17 protein-coding genes are annotated in these 18820 nt (G+C 34.3%); 3 read left to right on the top strand and 14 right to left on the bottom strand.

The window, feature by feature from the left end:
- From BUC31_RS04145 to BUC31_RS04095, 12 genes are all read right to left on the bottom strand, one after another.
- Entirely contained in the window at nt 1–501 is a 501-nt protein-coding gene (locus BUC31_RS04145) for a F0F1 ATP synthase subunit B (RefSeq protein ID WP_073241516.1), read from the bottom strand.
- A gap of 89 nt (nt 502–590) precedes the next feature.
- Nucleotides 591–785 (bottom strand): ATP synthase F0 subunit C, encoded by a 195-nt coding sequence (atpE, locus tag BUC31_RS04140; RefSeq protein WP_027065438.1) that lies wholly within the window; start codon nt 783–785, stop codon nt 591–593.
- Between the two features lie 38 nt (nt 786–823).
- Nucleotides 824–2002 carry a F0F1 ATP synthase subunit A gene (gene atpB, locus BUC31_RS04135; RefSeq protein WP_084134939.1) on the bottom strand — a complete coding sequence of 393 codons (1179 nt, stop codon included), beginning with the start codon at nt 2000–2002 and terminating at the stop codon, nt 824–826.
- Between the two features lie 90 nt (nt 2003–2092).
- Nucleotides 2093–2485, bottom strand: coding sequence for a DUF6168 family protein (locus tag BUC31_RS20660; RefSeq protein ID WP_396627739.1), 393 nt, complete (start codon nt 2483–2485; stop codon nt 2093–2095).
- A 3-nt stretch (nt 2486–2488) separates the two neighbouring features.
- Complete coding sequence (locus BUC31_RS04130; RefSeq protein WP_036150997.1) at nt 2489–2716, bottom strand: AtpZ/AtpI family protein; 228 nt, start codon at nt 2714–2716, stop codon at nt 2489–2491.
- Nucleotides 2694–3107, bottom strand: a complete 414-nt coding sequence (locus tag BUC31_RS04125; protein ID WP_073241512.1) for a bactofilin family protein — start codon at nt 3105–3107, stop codon at nt 2694–2696. The genes BUC31_RS04130 and BUC31_RS04125 overlap by 23 nt, the downstream gene beginning before the upstream one ends.
- Nucleotides 3108–3110: 3 nt before the next feature.
- Nucleotides 3111–5621, bottom strand: a complete 2511-nt coding sequence (gene porW, locus BUC31_RS04120) for a type IX secretion system periplasmic lipoprotein PorW/SprE (protein WP_396627746.1) — start codon at nt 5619–5621, stop codon at nt 3111–3113.
- Between the two features lie 338 nt (nt 5622–5959).
- Nucleotides 5960–6664 carry a hypothetical protein gene (locus BUC31_RS04115; protein ID WP_073241508.1) on the bottom strand — a complete coding sequence of 235 codons (705 nt, stop codon included), beginning with the start codon at nt 6662–6664 and terminating at the stop codon, nt 5960–5962.
- Between the two features lie 39 nt (nt 6665–6703).
- Nucleotides 6704–7423: an ABC transporter ATP-binding protein gene (locus BUC31_RS04110; protein WP_073241506.1), complete on the bottom strand. Its 720-nt coding sequence runs from the start codon at nt 7421–7423 to the stop codon at nt 6704–6706.
- 56 nt (nt 7424–7479) lie between these two features.
- Nucleotides 7480–8949, bottom strand: a complete 1470-nt coding sequence (locus tag BUC31_RS04105) for a DUF5687 family protein (protein WP_073241504.1) — start codon at nt 8947–8949, stop codon at nt 7480–7482.
- Nucleotides 8950–9342: 393 nt separating this feature from the next.
- Entirely contained in the window at nt 9343–9645 is a 303-nt protein-coding gene (locus BUC31_RS20080; RefSeq protein WP_139251889.1) for a hypothetical protein, read from the bottom strand.
- A gap of 358 nt (nt 9646–10003) precedes the next feature.
- The gene (locus BUC31_RS04095) at nt 10004–10561 is read right to left on the bottom strand and encodes an REP-associated tyrosine transposase (protein WP_073241501.1); all 558 of its coding nucleotides are present in this window, start codon (nt 10559–10561) and stop codon (nt 10004–10006) included.
- A gap of 422 nt (nt 10562–10983) precedes the next feature.
- Between BUC31_RS04095 and BUC31_RS04090 the strand changes: the two genes are divergently transcribed.
- Nucleotides 10984–12033 carry a ferredoxin--NADP reductase gene (locus tag BUC31_RS04090; protein ID WP_073241499.1) on the top strand — a complete coding sequence of 350 codons (1050 nt, stop codon included), beginning with the start codon at nt 10984–10986 and terminating at the stop codon, nt 12031–12033.
- Between the two features lie 100 nt (nt 12034–12133).
- On the opposite strand, the gene BUC31_RS04085 is transcribed toward BUC31_RS04090, so the two are convergent.
- Nucleotides 12134–12907, bottom strand: coding sequence for a patatin-like phospholipase family protein (locus BUC31_RS04085; protein WP_073241497.1), 774 nt, complete (start codon nt 12905–12907; stop codon nt 12134–12136).
- Nucleotides 12908–12984: 77 nt separating this feature from the next.
- Complete coding sequence (locus BUC31_RS04080; protein WP_073241495.1) at nt 12985–14499, bottom strand: Do family serine endopeptidase; 1515 nt, start codon at nt 14497–14499, stop codon at nt 12985–12987.
- A gap of 374 nt (nt 14500–14873) precedes the next feature.
- Here BUC31_RS04080 and BUC31_RS04075 point away from each other — a divergent pair, with 374 nt between their 5' ends.
- Nucleotides 14874–15563, top strand: a complete 690-nt coding sequence (locus BUC31_RS04075) for a TIGR04282 family arsenosugar biosynthesis glycosyltransferase (protein WP_073241493.1) — start codon at nt 14874–14876, stop codon at nt 15561–15563.
- A 52-nt stretch (nt 15564–15615) separates the two neighbouring features.
- Nucleotides 15616–18819 (top strand): SusC/RagA family TonB-linked outer membrane protein, encoded by a 3204-nt coding sequence (locus tag BUC31_RS04070; RefSeq protein WP_073241491.1) that lies wholly within the window; start codon nt 15616–15618, stop codon nt 18817–18819.
- Nucleotide 18820: the final 1 nt, after the last annotated feature.

Below are 18820 nucleotides of genomic sequence, written 5' to 3'. Positions count from 1 at the left end.
TTAGTTAAGTTTTATATCGCTCAACATTGAATCAACCAATTTCAATTGCTTGTCATTGCTAGATAAATCTTCTTTCAATACTTTTTCTGCTATAGCTACAGACAATTCTGCAACTTGACTTTTAATATCAGCAACAGCAGCTTTTTTCTCACTTTCGATTGCAGCTTGTGCTTGCTTCAACATTTTATCACCTTCTAGCTTAGCTTGCTCTTTAGAGTCAGAAATCATTTTCTCTTTGATTTCACGAGCTTCTTTCAACATCCCCTCACGTTCAGCACGCGCTTCTTGAAGCATCTTCTCATTATCAGCTTGTAAGTTTTGCATATCTGTACGTGCTTTATCAGCAGCAGCCAATGCTTCTTCTATACCAGCTTCTCTTTCGTTCAACGAATTTAAAATTGGTTTCCAAGCAAATTTTACCATTAAGAAAATTAATGCTAATAATAATATTGTTTGAACAACAAACAAACCTGGTGAAAAATCGTTCAATAAAACTTCCATATCCTAATCTTTAAAATCTAAATCAATAATTAAAAAAACATTTCCTGTAACCAACCGTTACAGGAAGATGTCTTTGGGTTTTCGTGTTCTTATTTTCCTAAGAACAAAGCACCGAATGCTAAACCTTCTAAAAGTGCAGCTACGATAATCATCGCAGTTTGAATTTTTCCTGCCGCTTCTGGTTGACGAGCAATACCTTCCATTGCTTTACCACCGATTTGACCAAGACCTAGACCTGCTCCGATAACGATTAAACCTGCTCCAATTAAATTGTAAGTTACCATACTAATTGATTTATATAATTAAATTAAAAAAACTCTTGTTAAATAAAATCTCCTCTTACATCTTCAGCATCTGCCACTTCATGACCATGAGAATCATGCTCATGCTCGTGATCATGTTCTGCAACCGCCATACCTATAAACAAGGCTGAAAGCGCAGTAAAAATATATGCCTGCAAAAAGGCAACCAACACCTCAATAAGGGTGATGAAAAATGATAAAACCAAAGATAAGCCTGTTGCACCTACAACACCTAAACTCTTTTTAAGTGTAAACATGATTGCAATTAAACTCATTACTACAATATGCCCTGCAGATATATTCGCAAACAAACGAACTAATAAAGAGAAAGGCTTAATGATAAATGCACCAGCTAATTCTATAATAGCTAAAATAGGCTTCACGAAAACAGGTACACCTGGCATCCACAAAATGTGCATCCAATAATCTTTATTTCCACTAACAGTATAGATTACCAAAGTAAATATTGCCAAACAAGCTGTAACTGCAATTTGACCTGTTACATTAAATCCAAATGGCGTAAGTCCCATTAAGTTTAGTATCCAAATAAAGAAGAATACTGTTAAAAGATATCCTGTAAATTTTCTGTAATGCTTTTCGCCAATATTAGGTCTAGCAATCTCGTCTCTTACATAAAGTACCAATGGCTCTAACACTCTACCAAAACCGGTAGGTATTTTTTTCTTTCCGTATTGTTTCGCCAATGATGAAAAGGCCAATAACATTAGTAAACCTACTAATAACACACCAACAACACTTTTGGTAATAGAGAAGTCTAATACTTTATGAGCGTTAGTTGCATGATGCTCTTCATCAAAACTAACTGATGTTGCGCCATTATCTAACTCATATATTTTACTGTGAAGCTTAACGAATTTAGAGCCGTTTTTTTCAACAACAACCTGCCCATTATCATCATGATGAAATTCTGATGACATGAAAGTTGCCAAACCATTGTTAGACCAAAGAATTACAGGTAGTGGAAAACCAATGTGCTTTCTTTCGCCTGCATCATTAGAATATGAGAACAAATGAAAATCGTGAGAATCTTTAAGGTGATGTAAAATATACTCATCTACCTGTTCCTTAGTACTAACTGTTCCTTCTGGTTCGGTATCAGATATAGCGAAACTTTGCAATGAAAAACAAAGTATTAGAAGTTGTAATAAGGTTTTAATCGTATTTGAAACTTGCATCATTAGTTCTTTATCAAAAAATTTAGCTCCTAGAAATTTTGCGCAAAAGTAGTTAATTATTGCATAATCTACCCAATTTTAAAGCTTTAAAATTTAGAGTCTTTTTTTGCGCATTATTTTGGAAATAAAAAACACTTCTAGAAACAAAAAAATAATCACCGGTATAAGCAGCGCTCCCCTATATATTTGAGGCATAATCAGTTCCCCTAACAAGTATGGGTAAAACAAAATAGCGAAGACCATGATTTTAAAAACCAGCACACCCATATACATAAAACCCAATTGTTCAAAAAATGAATTGTTTTTTGAGGCAATTAAGAATATGACGACCAATGTCAAAGAAAAGAAGAAGTGAAAAGTGTATGCTTTGATCAAAAGCGGACCAAAATAAGTCGGCGCACTCGATAGCGCCAAATCTTGCAGAAAATAAGAAGTCGCGCCCACAACAGTGAACACGACTATATATAAAATGATATTTTTTAGCAACGTTTATTTATTTAACGCCATAACTTTTTTTATGACTAAATAGATTGACAAAAATACAGCAAGTAAAGTAAATGTGTCTTCTAAAAACGTTTTTTCAAATTTTTGATCTAACCATTCCCCTAAAAGATTGCCTAAGAATATAGTGACACCCATTTGTATGGCAACACCAGATAAACTTGCGGCATTTCTTAAAAGCTCAGAATTATCATTACGAGGCTTTTGCGGCTCCATTATTAGAAGATTTTAAACCTGCAGCACCTTTACCGCCACCCATAGTACATGAGGCGTTAAACGTAGCACCTGGCTCAACAGCCAATTTATTTACCGATACGGTACCTTCTATTACTGCTGAAGATTTTAAAGATAATAGGTCAGACACTAAAAGTTCGCCATTAAAGCTACCTTCTATATCTGCATTTACACATTCTACTTTACCATGAATGTAGCCATCCTTACCGATAACAACTTTACCTGAAGTTTTTACATTGCCATCTAGCTTACCGTCTATACGAAAATCTGCTTCAGATATAATATCTCCTTTAATCTTGGTATTCTTCTCTATTCTGTTAGGTTGACCTCCTACTTCATTCATAGTTCTAGGTTTTTGTCTGTCTGAAAACATTGTTCACGGTTTTGGGGTTAAAAGCGTATTTCTATAATCGATTATATTCTTGTGTACTTGAATAATCTTATAGTTCTCCGATAAAACTACAAAATTCTCATCAGCAACGAGGTAATCCTTATTATTTTTTAGCAGCTCGGCATAGCCTAGGGCAAAATCTTTAGATTTAAATCCGTGCACCACTACAAATTGATCTTCTAGATTATAAATATCTCTAGAAACTATATTTTTATACCTAAGGTCTACGATAGATTGCTCTAACAATTCTATCAACTTTAAAGCCTGTTCAGTATTACTTCTTTTAAATGGAAAAACTACTTTCCAGTTCGATGTTCCTTTTGAATCTGTCTCAGGAGAAAATTCTTTTGGTTCTAACTTAGGAAGCTGCTCTGCAATCATTTGCTCAGCTTTTTTACCTTCCGGATTATTAGGATACGTCAATGCCACATAATTCAATGCTTCTTTAAAAGGTTCAAAACCTTGAAGTCTACCGATTGCGTTAGCCTTCAGCATCTCAAATTTAGGAACAATTGGGTCACCAGTAAATCTATTAATGTTTTCCTCTGCCCCAGTAATTACTTGTAAATACTGTTGTTCTTTATATTGCTTAAACAAACTCTCATAGCGCTTCTCTGGACTATCAGAACTATCTGCTAATACCGCTTGCGGATTCAATAGAATCTCAGCATATCTAGAGTCGGCATGGTTGGCAATTATATCTGCCTTCATAGTCTCTTTCAACGGACTATCAACTTCTTCGTATATCTTATATAGATTATATTTTGAAGGTAGAATCAATCGTTCTTCAGCGTTAGACGCCAATACATCTTCTAATTTGGCAGCTGCCAGAAGGTTTTCGTTGAACTTCTCCTTATATATTAATCCTAATTGATAGTTGGCGAAATTACGCTCTGTCTTTAAACTGTCTATAACAGCAACGTCTGTAGGTAAACGATCCATGTAAAAATCTAATGAGAATTTCTCATCTTCACTTACAACACTTAAACTATCTTTAGCATTTGTTGCATCTTGTAATGCGACATTTTCAGTATTGATTACCGATTTGTCTGACCAACGCCAATCATCTGTTAATTCTCTATTGCCCCATCGATTCTTAAAATCGTTTTGACCGTAACCTAAACTGGTAATATTATAGAAATAGAATTTTCCTTTGTTTTCTTTACCACCTTTACTATTGCTAAATGCAGCAAAACCATCGGTAATTCTTTCTTTCTCTTTTTTCTGTGCAGCTTCTTTTGCCTTCTGCAATTCTTCAATATGCTTTCCAAAATAAGCCAATTGCTCATCTTTAGGCATTTGATATATTGTTATTACGCTGTCAGCATATTGTACAATGTCTTCGTATTTAATAACGTCTTTTAAATTGTCGCGCTTCTTTTTAATAGAACGAAATTTCTTGGTGTTCTCATTAAGGTTGGTCAATACACTATCATAATATGCACCAGCCGGTTTATACACGCTTTCATCAAAATTGTATTCCGCTAAATTCTCATAGTTAAGCGCATTCAATTTTGGCTTGTTCTGCGAAGCACGTAAAGATTTATTGAAATAAAGCAATGCCAAACTATCAGATTCTTGCTTTAAATGAAACTCTGCCAATTGTCTGTAAATACCATCTAAAAATGGTCTATTCTCTCTGTTCAGTTCTAATTTGGTCAAATACTCCAGTACCTCTTCTTTGTTTTCAGCAGTAACCTCTGTATTCTTTAATTTTTCAATTTCAGCATTGATCATATACACACGTGGCGACTTTCTATTTAATTCGATCACCTTGTCAAATGCATAATTAGCACTGTCTTTAAAGCCTAATTGATTATATAACTGACCTATTATATAGTAGTACCTTCCTTTCTCAGGGTTTTTTGTAGTGTAGTGAGATGCTATTTTAAGATTTTGAACTGCCGTATCTGGTGCATTAAGATTAATAAACGCTTGCGCCATCATTGCTCTTGCATCTGCATATTCTTGATCTTTTAAACGCTCATATTTCATTAAGCGTTTTAAGTTCTTAATTGCCAAATCATCGTTCTCTAAACGAATGTTTACTTTTTCTCGCCAGATACTTGCTTCGTTTAATTTATCGCTTTCAGAATATTTATTTAAAATGTAATTAAAAGATTCTAAGGCAGGTATGTAGCGCTCATCAAAATAACGGGCTTTACCTAGTAGCAGAAAAGCCTCATCTATCTGAGGATTTCGCTCTTCATCCTTAATATCCATACTATGGCGTTGAATAGCCTTGGTGGCTTTTTCTTCTGCAATAAGGAAATTAGGGTTGTTGTCTTCAGAATCCAATTTAATTTCGCCACTAACCTCTAAACGTTCTATAGGCAAAATATCAAAGTAGTCATCTTGATAGGTGTCGTTCAAAGTTTCTCGACCTTGTTCAAAAGCAATGTTACCATTATACAAAGTATTGTATTTGGTATTGAGCGCATGCCAATTACGGTTTACGAACTTGTCTTTCTTAACAGAACATGCATTAAAAAGCATACTCGCTAAAAGACCGGATAAAATAAGTTTGTTTCTAAGATTCAAAATAGTTGATCTACGTATGTATGTTTAACTTAAAAACAGCCACATTATTATGTAGTTCATCGGTAAACAGCATATTTATTTTTAAGCATTCGCAACATTCCTAGAGCACTAACGCCAATTTTTACCGACTAAGTAGTTTGTTTTAAATTATAATGACCAAGTATTTATATAATAACTGCAGATAATCTGATCAAATACATCTTCATCGGATTTTATCTATCTCCCTATAAAACTCAGAAATGAAAAACCAACCACTAGGTTGGTTTTTAAATTTTACTATGAAATTTTGATGATTACTTATTTTCGATGAGTTCTAAATAGATTTCATTTTTAACATAACCGCCATTCTTAATTGCTATTACGATTCTTGATAGAAGCTCTTTAATTTCTAATAAGGTATTTGAGTTAGGAATCCTCCTTGTCAAATACATTCCTCCACCTTCTAAATCATGAAATTTTAAATCTTTAATTAAAGAGTATTTTCTATACCATGAATAATCATTCTTATTCTCAAGATAAACTGCTATTCTTATTTCATTAGTATCTACCAAATTAAGACTTAAGGAAGTTTGCTTTTTATCATTTAGATATAAATTGAAAGCAAAAATCTCATTTGAATACAACTTATACAAAGCATCGTCTACATATTGAGTTTCGAACGAAATCATCTTATTTTTAGCCTTTAATAATGCTTCTAGTTCACTTTCCTTTTCACGTATTCTAATTTCATAGGCTTCGTTGAAGTAACTTAGTTTTCCTTTTTCTTCAATCTTAGTTTTATAATATTCAATTTGATCTTTTACTCTTTTAATCTTCGGATACTTTGAATCTTGCAATGTTAAAATAGCATCCAACTCATTCTTCAACCCACGCAAAGCAACCACATCAAATTCAATCTCATTATAAAAATGCATTTTTAAATTTTCATCGATTTGAGACTGTATTCTAGTAATTTCCCATTGATAAAAATCAATTAGTGAATCTAAATCAGAAGCCATTTATTTAGTTTAAATATCTATAAATTTAAAAATATCAATTTATTCCACAACTACCTGTGCGCTCTCCGCACCAAAGAAAACCTCTAGTTCTTTCAATGTTTCAGCAGATGTTTCTATGTCTTTAACCACCTCACCTTTATTCAGAACAACAATACGTTCGCAAACTTCTGTCACGTGAATTAAATCGTGACTAGAGACTAAAACGGTTACGTCTTTTTGTTCGGCCAATTCTTTAATAATTTGCTTTAAACGAATTTGAGTGGTTGGATCCAAATTTGCAAAAGGCTCGTCTAAAATAACCACTTTAGGGTTCCCAATAAATGAAGCTACAATACCAGCTTTCTTCTGATTCCCTTTAGATAAATCTCGCAAGTACTTCTTTTGACCTAAAATTTCGCCATGGAAAAAATCTTGATACTGTGCCAATAATGCATCTACATCTGCTTTATTTTGACCACGAAGATCACCTATAAAGTAGAAATACTCTTCGGGAGTCAGATATCCAATTAAAAACGTTTCATCTATAAACGATGAAGTAAACGGTTTCCAATCTTCACTGGTGTTTACTTGAACATCATTATTAATGATATGACCAGTAGTAGGTTGTATTAGATCAAGCAGCAAACTAAATAATGTTGTCTTACCTGCACCGTTGTTACCTACTAAACCAAAGCTTTGTCCTGTTGGTATATTTAAAGATTCAATATTAAGGACTTTTTGTGAACCGTATATTTTTGATAAATTTTCTATTGTAATCATAATCTTGTTATTCTAATTTGTTAGAGATGAATTGTGATGTTATAAACTGAAAAAGCTTAACTAGCTTTCTCTTTAAAACCAGCGATCATTCCGTATTTCTTTTTCTTGTACTGCTCCGTAATTAATCCAAGTAAGTAGTTTTTCATGGCAAAACCAATGATTCCTAAAACCGATAATACTCCGACTGCAACTTCTATATTAAAGATGTAATAAAAGATGGAAAAGATAATTATAGGAACCACCATTACCGGAAGCATTACCAGAAACTGAGTAGCACTTGCGCCCTGCATGTTACCAAACGGACTCTGGTCTAATTCGATTCTTTTTTTGTTGAATGAACCAAAATATAAAATGACCGGTATATTTACTCCTAGATTATACAATGCGCAACCAAAATTAATAGCTAAAGCCTCCCAACCGAAGTAAACATAGGGTATCGTCAATAAAAACATACCCACAACACTTACAGTAATTAAAATAACTTTAGATTCTAAATACTTTCGCATTGGTATGTTTTGCGACATCATCATACTATAATAGCTACTATCCCAAGCTGGTATAAATTGACCAAAATTACTTAAGAAAATTCCTGTCATAAATACACCAACAAATGCTTTCATTGGCATCATACTACTATAGGCTTCCACGGTATAGAACACCAAGCCATAAAAAACAAAAAGTAAGGAAATAAATACTTGAGACTTGGTTCGTTTATTTCTCCAAATCATTTTTAAATCAAGTTGCAAGAAAGAACCCATTTCTCCAAAACGCTTTGTCCAAGACATATCTGAAGTATTTGCCTCTACTGATTTCGATTGAAGCTTAGCATCTAGATAAATCTTATCTCGTAGGTATTTAAAATTGACATAATATATAATTCCTGCTAAAGCAATCGGAATCAATACCGTAATTGGATATGCATAGAGCGCATGAAAAACAGGTGCAAAAAACTCTTTTATAGAGAACACTCCAAAATAATCCAATCCGTAACCCAAGGCAAGAATACTTCCTATGCCAATAAGAACTTTATCATTCTTATTTACAAGCAGGTTAACATAATTAATACTAAGTATAATACCCATGATACCCACTATCCATAATAAAACATTTACTGCAGGGTAACCATTAACCAATAAAACAATTGCAAAGGGTACGACAAAGAATAGCGTCAATAAATTATATATAGATGCCGCCGATCTTCCCAATATATAATGTGCGATGGTGCTTTTCTTAACCGGTGTAGTCAAGAATGGTTTTATATCCATAACCGGTAATTTCTGCATGAAGTATCGTAACAATAATTCAATTAAAATCCAGTAAATGAAATATTGACTAATGCTCCACATAGGGCTCTGATCTGGAAATACTTCTTTTAAGATAAAGTACATTCCTGCACCTGTAGCAGCAAGTGATAAAAGCATATATACGCCAAAAAAGCCCATTACTATTTTTATCCCCAGACTTTTACCAAGGTTAGAAGACCTGAAAAAGGATTTCCATTGTAAGGAAGAAAAACGTTTAAACATTCGGTTGGTTTTAGTATTCAGAATATAAGTAAGAAAAATCTTGAGTTTGTTACAAAGAAAATTCAAAATATTCTTTAGGGTCTTATTTTATACCTTACTATTTATCCAGAAAAAATTAACCGATTAATCTCTTCCTTGTTCCCCGTCAAAAAAATCCTTTTCAAGGTATTTGAAGTTTCTAAGAGTGCTTTATCTAAAAAAGAAATTGCTAGTTCTTTATCCCCGCTACCGTAAGTTTGGAACTACTGACCTCCACTGTATGCTATTAGTTAGTTAACGCTAACATGGGGCCAGTGTGGAAATTATTTTTTATTTATTTATTAAACCTATTCTTACTCGGTACGGCACTCGTCACAGACGAGCGCTAGCGGAAGTAGAAGGAAACTAAAATTCTTAATCTTTAATCAAATTAACACCAAAAATAATTGGAAACATTATTCTAGTATTAGTTATTTTTTCTCTTGAAATATATTTCAGTAAATCCCCACAAATTAAACAAGAAACAGGATAACTTTTTCCGTCTTTCATAACGATAATAAAATAATAATAATTATCCCAGAACATCCAAGAAACTCTTCCATCATATCTAGGATAAGATAACATAAGTTCTATTCTAGATACATTTTTATATTCCAACATTACACTTCTTTTTGCAAATTTGAAAGTAAATATTATTTCATCATCGATTACCTCCATTGAAATTCCTGTATTTCGACTATAGTACCAATGATTAAAGAACACTATTAACAAAGGACCTAGATAAAGTAAAAAAGTGATAATAAAAATGGACCAAAACATACTTATTGCGATACTAATAGAAAAAATCTCTTCAAAAAAACACAACCCAATTATCAAAACTATATCTATGAAAATGCAAAAAATCATAGGGTAATAAAAAAAATTACCTGACCTGTTTTTAACATATATTATTTCTTTCATTTCTAAATATAACCTACAACAAAACTTTTTCTAAATTATCCATTGCCCAACAACCCAGCTACCCCCGCTACCGCCAGTTTGCAACTGGTGAAGACAATAGTAAGTCATTAGCTAGTTAATCCAAAAAACCAATAGCATCTATTTCTAAAACAGTTTGGTCATCTTGAAAGTTTCTAGCACTTGAATACTTCCAATCTTCGGGACTAACTGCTAAACCAGCCAAAACCGGGTTATTATGTACATAATCTATTTTTTGCTTTATTACATAATTGCTCCACAATTCTATAGGCTTGTTATGATGCTGCCAAAATTGATATTTTGAAACGTTACCTTTTTTCTTACCAGCCCTTTCAAACATCCATAACAACCATTCTTTTCTACTTTCTTGATGATTCTCTTCTATTGCCTTGACCAATTGTTTAGATGTGTATTTTTTAAAATCACGTAACAAACCAGATGGGTCTTGATCGGAAGACCGAAAAATTAAATGAATATGACTTGGCATAAAACAATAGCAATACAGCTCCATACCCTTTTCTTTTCTGCAATATTGAATACTTTGCTCTAATATGTCAAAATAAATTTGTCTTGTAAAGACATCAATCCAATATACCGTTGCAAAGCTTACGAAATAAACTGCTGTAGGATTATGAAATTTATATTTTCTACTCATTGTTATTAAAAATACAAAAACCACAGGTCTTGCGAATGTTCTTCTTTTCTCATTATTTCTTTTTTATAATTTAATAATATAGGCAGTGCTTTGCTAGCCTTAGCTAGCGCTCGTTTGCAACGAGTGCCCATAACAGTAAGCGACTTTATTGTAACTGAATTATAAATTAGAAGTATTACCATATCTACAAAATTTTTAATGATACGGTAAGGATTACCAACTATCTATTGTGTTGAAATCATATTTTATTGATATTGTATACTTGTGCTTACTCGGTGCGGCACTCGTCACAGACGAGCGCTAGCAAAGTAATAATCTAAAAAAGTTAAACAAAAAGCAGTAATACCCACTTTTTTGACAAATGTCATATTTTATCGCAAAAGCATGCTTAATTTTGTAAATCGATTTAAAGAAACCAACATATGTCGCATTTTCACCCACTAACGGTAAAACATATTAAAAAATTGACGCCAACTTCTGTTGCCGTTACATTTTCAATTCCGAAAGAATTGGCACAGACTTTCGCCTTTACGGCAGGTCAGTATATCACCATAAAAAAAGAAATTAAAGGTAAAGAACTTAGAAGAGCCTATTCAATTAGTTCTTCTCCTGAAAAAGATGGGATTACCATTGGTATAAAAAAGGTAGATAATGGAGGATTCTCAAATTACGCCAACTCAGAATTAAAAGTAGGCGATACATTAGAGGTGATGGAACCAGAAGGTCGTTTCGTATTCAATACAACCAAAGACGTTCAGAACATTGCTGCTTTTGCTGCGGGTAGTGGTATTACGCCTATAATGAGTATTGTAAAATCTGTTTTAGATAGTAATCCAAAGAATACATTTGTTTTGGTTTATGGAAACAAATCTTACGAAGAGACTATGTTCTATACAGATTTGGTAAAACTAGAACTAGAATATGCCAATCGGTTTTTTGTATACTTCACCAACAGCCAGACTCGTGAAGACAAGGCTTTATTTGGTAGAATAGATACCTCAACGGTAAATTATGCTTTGTTAAATAAGCATAAGAATGTTGATTTTGATGGCTACTATTTATGTGGACCAGAAGAGATGATCCGTTTAGTACAAGATACTTTGGTAGAGAATGAAGTTGAAAAGGATAAAATCCATTTTGAGCTTTTTACTCCTACTGAAATAAAAGAAGAATTACCTATACAAGCAGATGGTCAAACTTCGGTTACCGTTCTTGTTGACGATGAAGAATTTCAATTTACGATGGATAAGAAAACAGTGATTCTTGATGCTGTTTTAAAGGAAAATATAGATGCCCCATACTCATGTCAAGGCGGAGTATGTAGTAGCTGTATTGCCAAAGTAACTGAAGGAAAGGCAGAAATGGTAATGAACCAAATTCTAACCGATAAGGAAATAGCAGACGGATTTATTCTTACCTGCCAAGCACACGCTACTACACCTACTATTAAGGTAGACTATGATGATGTTTAGGTAAGTACTAAATAAACTTTCTAAAAACGTCTTTGCGAACGTAGTGAAGCAATCTGTGAGATAGTTTCGTACTTCGCAAAGACGTTTTTTTATCTAATAACTATTCCGGAAACATCGTTTCAAATTTTCTCACCGCAGTCTCATACCCAATTGCATAGGCTTTTTCGATACCTCTTCGATCTAATAACCCAATATGTTCCAATTCTTGCGATTCGAGGATAAGATGACAATTATTGATTTTTTGTCGGTTAATCGCATAAATCATTAAACCGGTTACTCTGCCTGTCAATTGAAACGAATTGTTCAAATGCTTTTTCTCTAATTTAGAAACTACTGATACATTACTACCTATTACATATTCTACCCTAGACAAAACCGGCTCTGAAGGAAAATTATTCATTATTCCGCCATCGGCATATAATTCACCCTTATACTCCACCGGACTAAAAACAGGTGGTAATGCTGCAGAAGCTAATAAGGGTTTTATCAATTCACCTTTGTCAATAAAAAGCTCTTCTCCCTTTTGCAAATTGGTGGCTACTACATGAAGTTCTCTGTTTAAAGCTTCAAAACTATCATCTGGAAAATACTGTTTAAAAGAAGATATGTAACTTTCACTGTTCAATAAACCCGGTTTTGCGACCGCGAAATAATTGTATTTAAAAAGCGGAGTCTCCTTAAAAAAACGGAGCATATCAATAACTGGTTTATCTGCTGCGTACAAAGCGCCTACTAAAGCACCAATACTGCTTCCAGATACAACATTGGCCTCTAGACCAAACTCTTGCATTGCTTTAATTACCCCTATGTGTGCCATACCTCTAATGCCCCCACCGGAAAGCACTAAACCTACAGACTTTGAACCTATTTGCATCTATCTAGAATTAATTCAAAAAAAATGCCGAACGAATACTATTATCCGCTCGGCATAAAATTAATCATTAATGCGGACTATGAATCTAATCCGAAGGCATAATAATATTTACTTCCGTCTTCATAAATACCTTCTAACATAACTCCACCTTTTTTACCCTCTAGCGCAGATGCTACATCATCAATATCTTTTACACGTTTACCGTCAATATGTGTAATAATAAACCCTTCACGCATTTGGGTTTCTTTCTTGATTTTCCCAGGATATAATTTAGTCACCTGAACAGCACCGTCTAAACCAAACTTCTTTCCTATCTCTTTATTGACATTTTCAAAATCGGCTCCAAGAAGGTTGAATACTTCTTTATCTTCTTTCTTTATAATATTGGTACCACCTTGAGAGTTATGAAGCTCTACATCTAGCTCTTTTTCTTTACCGTTTCTATTTACTACAATAGTCACTTTATCACCTGGTCGTTTACCTGCAATAATTTCTTGCAGTCTTGGTGATGTAGCCGTTTCTTTACCATTTACACTAATAATAATATCTCCGGATTTAATACCTGCCAAATCTGCACCACTATCTTCACCAACTTGCTCTACCCAAACTCCTTTGGTAAAATCAACATCTTTCTCTTTGGCCAAGTTACTATCCATCGTTCTAATGGTTACCCCTAGCATACCACGTTGCACGTTACCATATTTTAAAAGGTCTTCAACCACTTTGGTTACTATATTACTAGGTACAGCAAATCCATACCCGGTATAAGTACCGGTTGTACTGGCAATAGCCGTATTAATTCCAACCAAATTACCGTCAAGATTCACTAGCGCACCACCACTATTACCAGGGTTAATAGCTGCATCTGTCTGTATAAAACTTTCTACAGCAAATTTATCGGCATTAATATGAATATTTCTTGCCTTTGCACTTACGATACCTGCAGTAACCGTAGAGTTCAACCCAAGCGGATTACCTACAGCCAACACCCATTCTCCCACTTCAACATCATCTGAATTTACCAATGACATAGTTTTAAGATTGTCAGCCTTAATCTGTAAAAGTGCTAAATCTGTAGTTGGATCCGTACCTATTACGGTAGCCTTGTAAGATTGGTTATTATATAAGGTAACCTCAACCTCATCTGCATTGTCAATTACATGATTATTGGTTACTATATAACCTTTGTCGTTAATGATAACTCCTGATCCCGTACCAACCCTAGGTTGCGAACGCGTACCTTCTGGAGATTGTCCTTTAAACATATCACCAAAAAACTCTTTAAAAGGATCTGGCAATTCCCTAGCTCCTTGATTTTGATAGGATGATCCCGTTTGGGTAGATTTAATATGCACCACAGCATCTAGAACCTTCTCTGAAGTATCGGTAAAATCTAACGGTTTAATATTTCCTTCGTTATCCTTTGTATACAACGCATGTGCACCAGGAACAGATTCAACCACCGTTACTCCTGTGTTTTCTTTTTCGTTTTGTTTGTTAAATTGTATTACCCCTAAACTAACTGCAAGGGCAATAACCGCTGAGAAGAGGTAAACCTTCCAAGCGCCTTTGGTATTTGTGTCTGATTTCATATATAATTAATTTTTAAAATTCTTCTGATGTCTTTACGGCAATAGCTATGCCATGTCTATGCCTGTCAATGCTAAAAAAAATCTAAAACTTTTTGAAATTTTAAGGGATTTTTTAGACTAAGTGGTCTGTAAGCATAAAATTTTGTCAAAATAGACATTAAAAACAAGTTACTAATCCGATTTATGGGCATGTTTATAGTCGAATATGAAAAGTAGGATAATAAATAGGGGACTTAAAACCGACCTCATGGTCTAAAACTGACATTTTGACTTAAAGTAAGATATTTCGTCTATTTTAATGATACAAATTAGTTATACTTAGAAAACCTTTGCTTTATTTTTACGTAAGTTTAACAACGAGAAAGAAAATTTAATTGAATTCACAGGGTACTACTGCAATTTTGGTATTTGCCAATTCCGCCAAAGAAGACTTGGCGAATAAGTCAATTCCTAAAGGTGAGCAATTATTTGATGTACTAACCAAAACCACTCTTAAAAAAGCAAAAAATACAGGTTTACCTGTTTTTCATTTTTCAGATAAAGATCAAGTTGGCGCTACTTTTGGCGAACGTTTTACTAATGCTATTGCTACTGTTTTTGATAAAGGATTTTCTAATTTAATTACCATTGGTAATGATACTCCGCATTTAAAAACGCAACATCTTAAACATACTGCTAATCAATTAGCTTTAGGTAAAACTGTAATTGGTCCTTCTATTGATGGCGGTTTCTATTTATTAGGTTTGCAAAAATCTAACTTCGAAGTTGCAGAATTTCAAAATTTACCATGGCAACGATTCAGCTTATACCACCAAATTTCATTGTGGTTACAAGAAGAATCGTCTGAATTAATAAAATTACCTGTTCTACAGGATTTGGATAACGAAAGAGATTTACATTCCATACTATCGTTTTCCTTTGGCCTATCATCCACTTTGTTATTGTTGATTATAGGTTTATTAATAAGAAACAGAAGTCTATTCTACGCTAAACAGAACTTCTCAACACTATTACCTAATAGCTTTCTTTACAATAAAGGCTCTCCTGTAGTTTCATTTATCTAGATCCCCCTTTATCCAATAGTTGGGTAAATGAAACCTCAGTTCAAAGCTATATATGAAACACTTAGTACTAGTGTTGACATTGTTTATTATAAACATGGTCAATGCTCAAGAAACAATTACAGGTATTGTGACCGACACCGATGGTAATACGATACCATACGTAAATATTCTATTGTCTGGCACCGTTACTGGATCGACTACCAATGAAAATGGTTTTTATACTATAAATGTACCCAACCTATCAGGCGAAATTGAATTTTCCGTTTTAGGATTTGAAAATCAAGTAGTTTCTATAAACAATAGACGAACCATTAATATAACTTTAAATGATTCTTCTGAAGTTTTAGACGAAGTAGTATTGACCGCATTAGGACTAAAGCGGGAAACCAAAGAATTGGGTTATGTCGTACAAAGTTTAGATGCCAAGGGAGTTACGGAGGTAAAATCTGTAAATTTCTTGGATAACCTTTCGGGGAAATTAGCAGGTGTAACTATTAACCAAGGCGCAACAGGAGTTGGTTCCTCTTCAAAAATTACTATTCGTGGAGAAGCTTCTTTCTCTAATAACAATCCGCTGTTTATTGTAGACGGTGTGCCGATAAATAACAACTCGGTCTTCAACTTTACCAATGAAGCAGCTGCGGGATTTCAAGCAATTGATTTTGGAAATGGCGCTATGGATGTGAATCCTGATGATATTGCCGAAGTATCTGTTTTAAAAGGTCCAAGTGCTGCGGCTCTTTATGGAACTAGAGCATCTAATGGTGTTATTATTATTGAAACTAAAAGTGGCAAGAACACTAAAGGATTGGGAGTAAGTTATAATACGAGCTTTTTTGTGGATTCAGCTTTTCAATTGCCCGATTTTCAAAATGAATACGGTCAAGGGAATGCCGGAGAATTTGCTTTTGTAGACGGATTAGGTGGTGGAACAAACGACTTAATCACCTACAGCTGGGGACCACGTTTAGATGTTGGTAACCTTATTCCTCAATATGATAGTCCGGTAACCTTGGCAGATGGTACCATTGTTCGCGGTGGTGATACTGCTCTTTACAATGGCAATGCAATAACACCGACGGAGTTTAAATCTAATCCTGATAACTTGAAGAACTTCTATGAAACCGGAACAACGTTAATTAATAACATCGCCATTTCAAATGGATTTGAAAAAGGCAACTATCGTCTTTCGTTTACTGATTTAAGAAGCGAATCTATAATACCTGGTGTTAATCTTGACCGACAAACTGTAAGTGCACGTTTGAATTTTCAACCCATTGATAAGCTCCGTATTAATTCATCTATCAGTTATATTAATTCTAATAGTGACAACAGACCATCTAACGGTTATGGATCTGAAAACGCAAATTATTCTTTAGTAGCTTGGGGTCCACGTTCTTTAAATATTGAAAATTTAAAGAACTACTGGCAACCAGATTTAGAAGGCATACAACAGTATTCATATAACTACACCTTTTTCGATAATCCGTATTTCATTCTTAATGAAAACACCAACTCTTTCAATAGAGATCGTGTTTTTGGAAACATCTCAGCCAGCTATGATATTACAGCGCACATAACGGCATCTATACGAACAGGAATGGATTATTCTAGTGAACTACGCCAATTAAAAAGGGCTAATAGTTCTAATCGTTTCTCTAATGGTGCTTATGCCGAGCATGATGTTTTCTATAGAGAAGTGAATACCGATTTTCTATTAAATTATTCAAATCAATTCAATGACTTTAAAGTTGATATTTCGCTTGGCGGTAATCGATTAGATCAAAAAGCATTCACCTCACAAGCGCAAACCACAAGCTTAGCACAACCAGGCATATTTAGATTATCGAATGCAGCTTCACCTATTGAAGTATTCGAGTTTGAATCGAATAAAAGAATAAACAGTTTTTACGGTTTAGCAAAATTCGGGTACAAAGATTACCTTTTTTTGGATGTCACAGGCAGAAACGATTGGTCTAGTGCTTTGGCCACTCCGTTTTCAGTAGATAACACCTCATTCTTTTACCCGTCGGTATCCAGCAGTTTTATATTATCAGAAGTAGTTGATTTACCTAAGGCGATATCATTTGCAAAATTAAGAGCAAGTTGGGCACAGGTTGGTAATGATACAAATCCGTATCAAACTACAGGCGCTTTTGTGGCGCAGACACCATTTAACGGTCAACCAACCTTTAGTAATTCTAATACCATTGCAAACGCTAATCTACAACCAGAATTAACATCATCATTCGAAGTAGGCGCAGATGTTCGTTTATTTGGCGACCAGGTTCGGTTCGATGTTTCTTACTATAACGCATTGACCAAAGATCAAATCATTTCACTCCCTATCGGTATCTCGTCTGGCTATACGCAACAAGTAGTTAATGGTGGCGAAGTTCGCTCTAAAGGTGTGGAGATTATTTTAGGCATATCGCCAGTAATAAGTCAAAATTTAAAATGGAACAGCACCTTAAATTTTAGCACCAACAAATCTACGGTTGAAAGTTTACCACAAGACGAAGGTCGACTAACACTCGCATACTCTAGAATCTACGACAGTCAAAACCAAACGGTATTTTTACAGGCAGAAGAAGGCGGTCGCGTTGGTGATCTATACGGAACAGGATATCTTAAGAATGAAAATGGCGATTTTATTCTTACGGATGAAGGCAGATACATACCAGATAATGAACTTCAAAAATTGGGTAATTACAATCCTGATTTTATGTTGGGTTTCAATAACCAGTTCAATTATAAAAACTGGAATATGGGTTTCCTTTTCGATTGGCGACAAGGCGGAATCATAGTTTCTAGAACAAGAGCTTTAGGTAATGTTGGTGGTCAATTAGCTGAAACAGCTTTTAGACCCGAAGGTGGTATTGTTCCCGAAGGCGTTGTAAATACAGGCACTACTGACAATCCTGTTTATGCACAAAATACAGTGGCAGTTTCAGCAGAAAGTTACTATCGTCAGTTCTATGATAGAAACCATGAAGAAAACAACACCTATGACGCTTCCTTTTTAAAGTTGCGTCAATTATCTGTTGGCTATACGTTTGACAATCTTAGCCTTTTCAATCAAGATGCAACGCTGAGTTTATCTCTTATCGGAAAGAACTTATTTGCAATTACTGAAAATCCGCATTTTGACCCAGAGCAATTAGCGGTACAAGGACAGGGATTTATTAGCGGCGTAGAAGATATGTCATACGCCACCACAAGAAGCATAGGTTTCAAAGCCGGATTTAATTTTTAAG

It is taken from the genome of Maribacter aquivivus (assembly GCF_900142175.1).
GTDB lineage: Bacteria > Bacteroidota > Bacteroidia > Flavobacteriales > Flavobacteriaceae > Maribacter > Maribacter aquivivus.
This window is presented reverse-complemented; position numbering and strand designations above follow the sequence as displayed.

Excerpts from the sequence above, each read along its gene's own strand:
- BUC31_RS04145 (WP_073241516.1), bottom strand. The coding sequence starts at position 501 with ATGGAAGTTTTATTGAACGATTTTTCACCAGGTTTGTTTGTTGTTCAA.
- atpE (WP_027065438.1), bottom strand. The coding sequence starts at position 785 with ATGGTAACTTACAATTTAATTGGAGCAGGTTTAATCGTTATCGGAGCA.
- atpB (WP_084134939.1), bottom strand. The coding sequence starts at position 2,002 with ATGATGCAAGTTTCAAATACGATTAAAACCTTATTACAACTTCTAATA.
- BUC31_RS04130 (WP_036150997.1), bottom strand. The coding sequence starts at position 2,716 with ATGGAGCCGCAAAAGCCTCGTAATGATAATTCTGAGCTTTTAAGAAAT.
- BUC31_RS04125 (WP_073241512.1), bottom strand. The coding sequence starts at position 3,107 with ATGTTTTCAGACAGACAAAAACCTAGAACTATGAATGAAGTAGGAGGT.
- porW (WP_396627746.1), bottom strand. The coding sequence starts at position 5,621 with ATGCTTTTTAATGCATGTTCTGTTAAGAAAGACAAGTTCGTAAACCGT.
- BUC31_RS04115 (WP_073241508.1), bottom strand. The coding sequence starts at position 6,664 with ATGGCTTCTGATTTAGATTCACTAATTGATTTTTATCAATGGGAAATT.
- BUC31_RS04110 (WP_073241506.1), bottom strand. The coding sequence starts at position 7,423 with ATGATTACAATAGAAAATTTATCAAAAATATACGGTTCACAAAAAGTC.
- BUC31_RS04105 (WP_073241504.1), bottom strand. The coding sequence starts at position 8,949 with ATGTTTAAACGTTTTTCTTCCTTACAATGGAAATCCTTTTTCAGGTCT.
- BUC31_RS20080 (WP_139251889.1), bottom strand. The coding sequence starts at position 9,645 with ATGGAGGTAATCGATGATGAAATAATATTTACTTTCAAATTTGCAAAA.
- BUC31_RS04095 (WP_073241501.1), bottom strand. The coding sequence starts at position 10,561 with ATGAGTAGAAAATATAAATTTCATAATCCTACAGCAGTTTATTTCGTA.
- BUC31_RS04090 (WP_073241499.1), top strand. The coding sequence starts at position 10,984 with ATGTCGCATTTTCACCCACTAACGGTAAAACATATTAAAAAATTGACG.
- BUC31_RS04085 (WP_073241497.1), bottom strand. The coding sequence starts at position 12,907 with ATGCAAATAGGTTCAAAGTCTGTAGGTTTAGTGCTTTCCGGTGGGGGC.
- BUC31_RS04080 (WP_073241495.1), bottom strand. The coding sequence starts at position 14,499 with ATGAAATCAGACACAAATACCAAAGGCGCTTGGAAGGTTTACCTCTTC.
- BUC31_RS04070 (WP_073241491.1), top strand. The coding sequence starts at position 15,616 with ATGAAACACTTAGTACTAGTGTTGACATTGTTTATTATAAACATGGTC.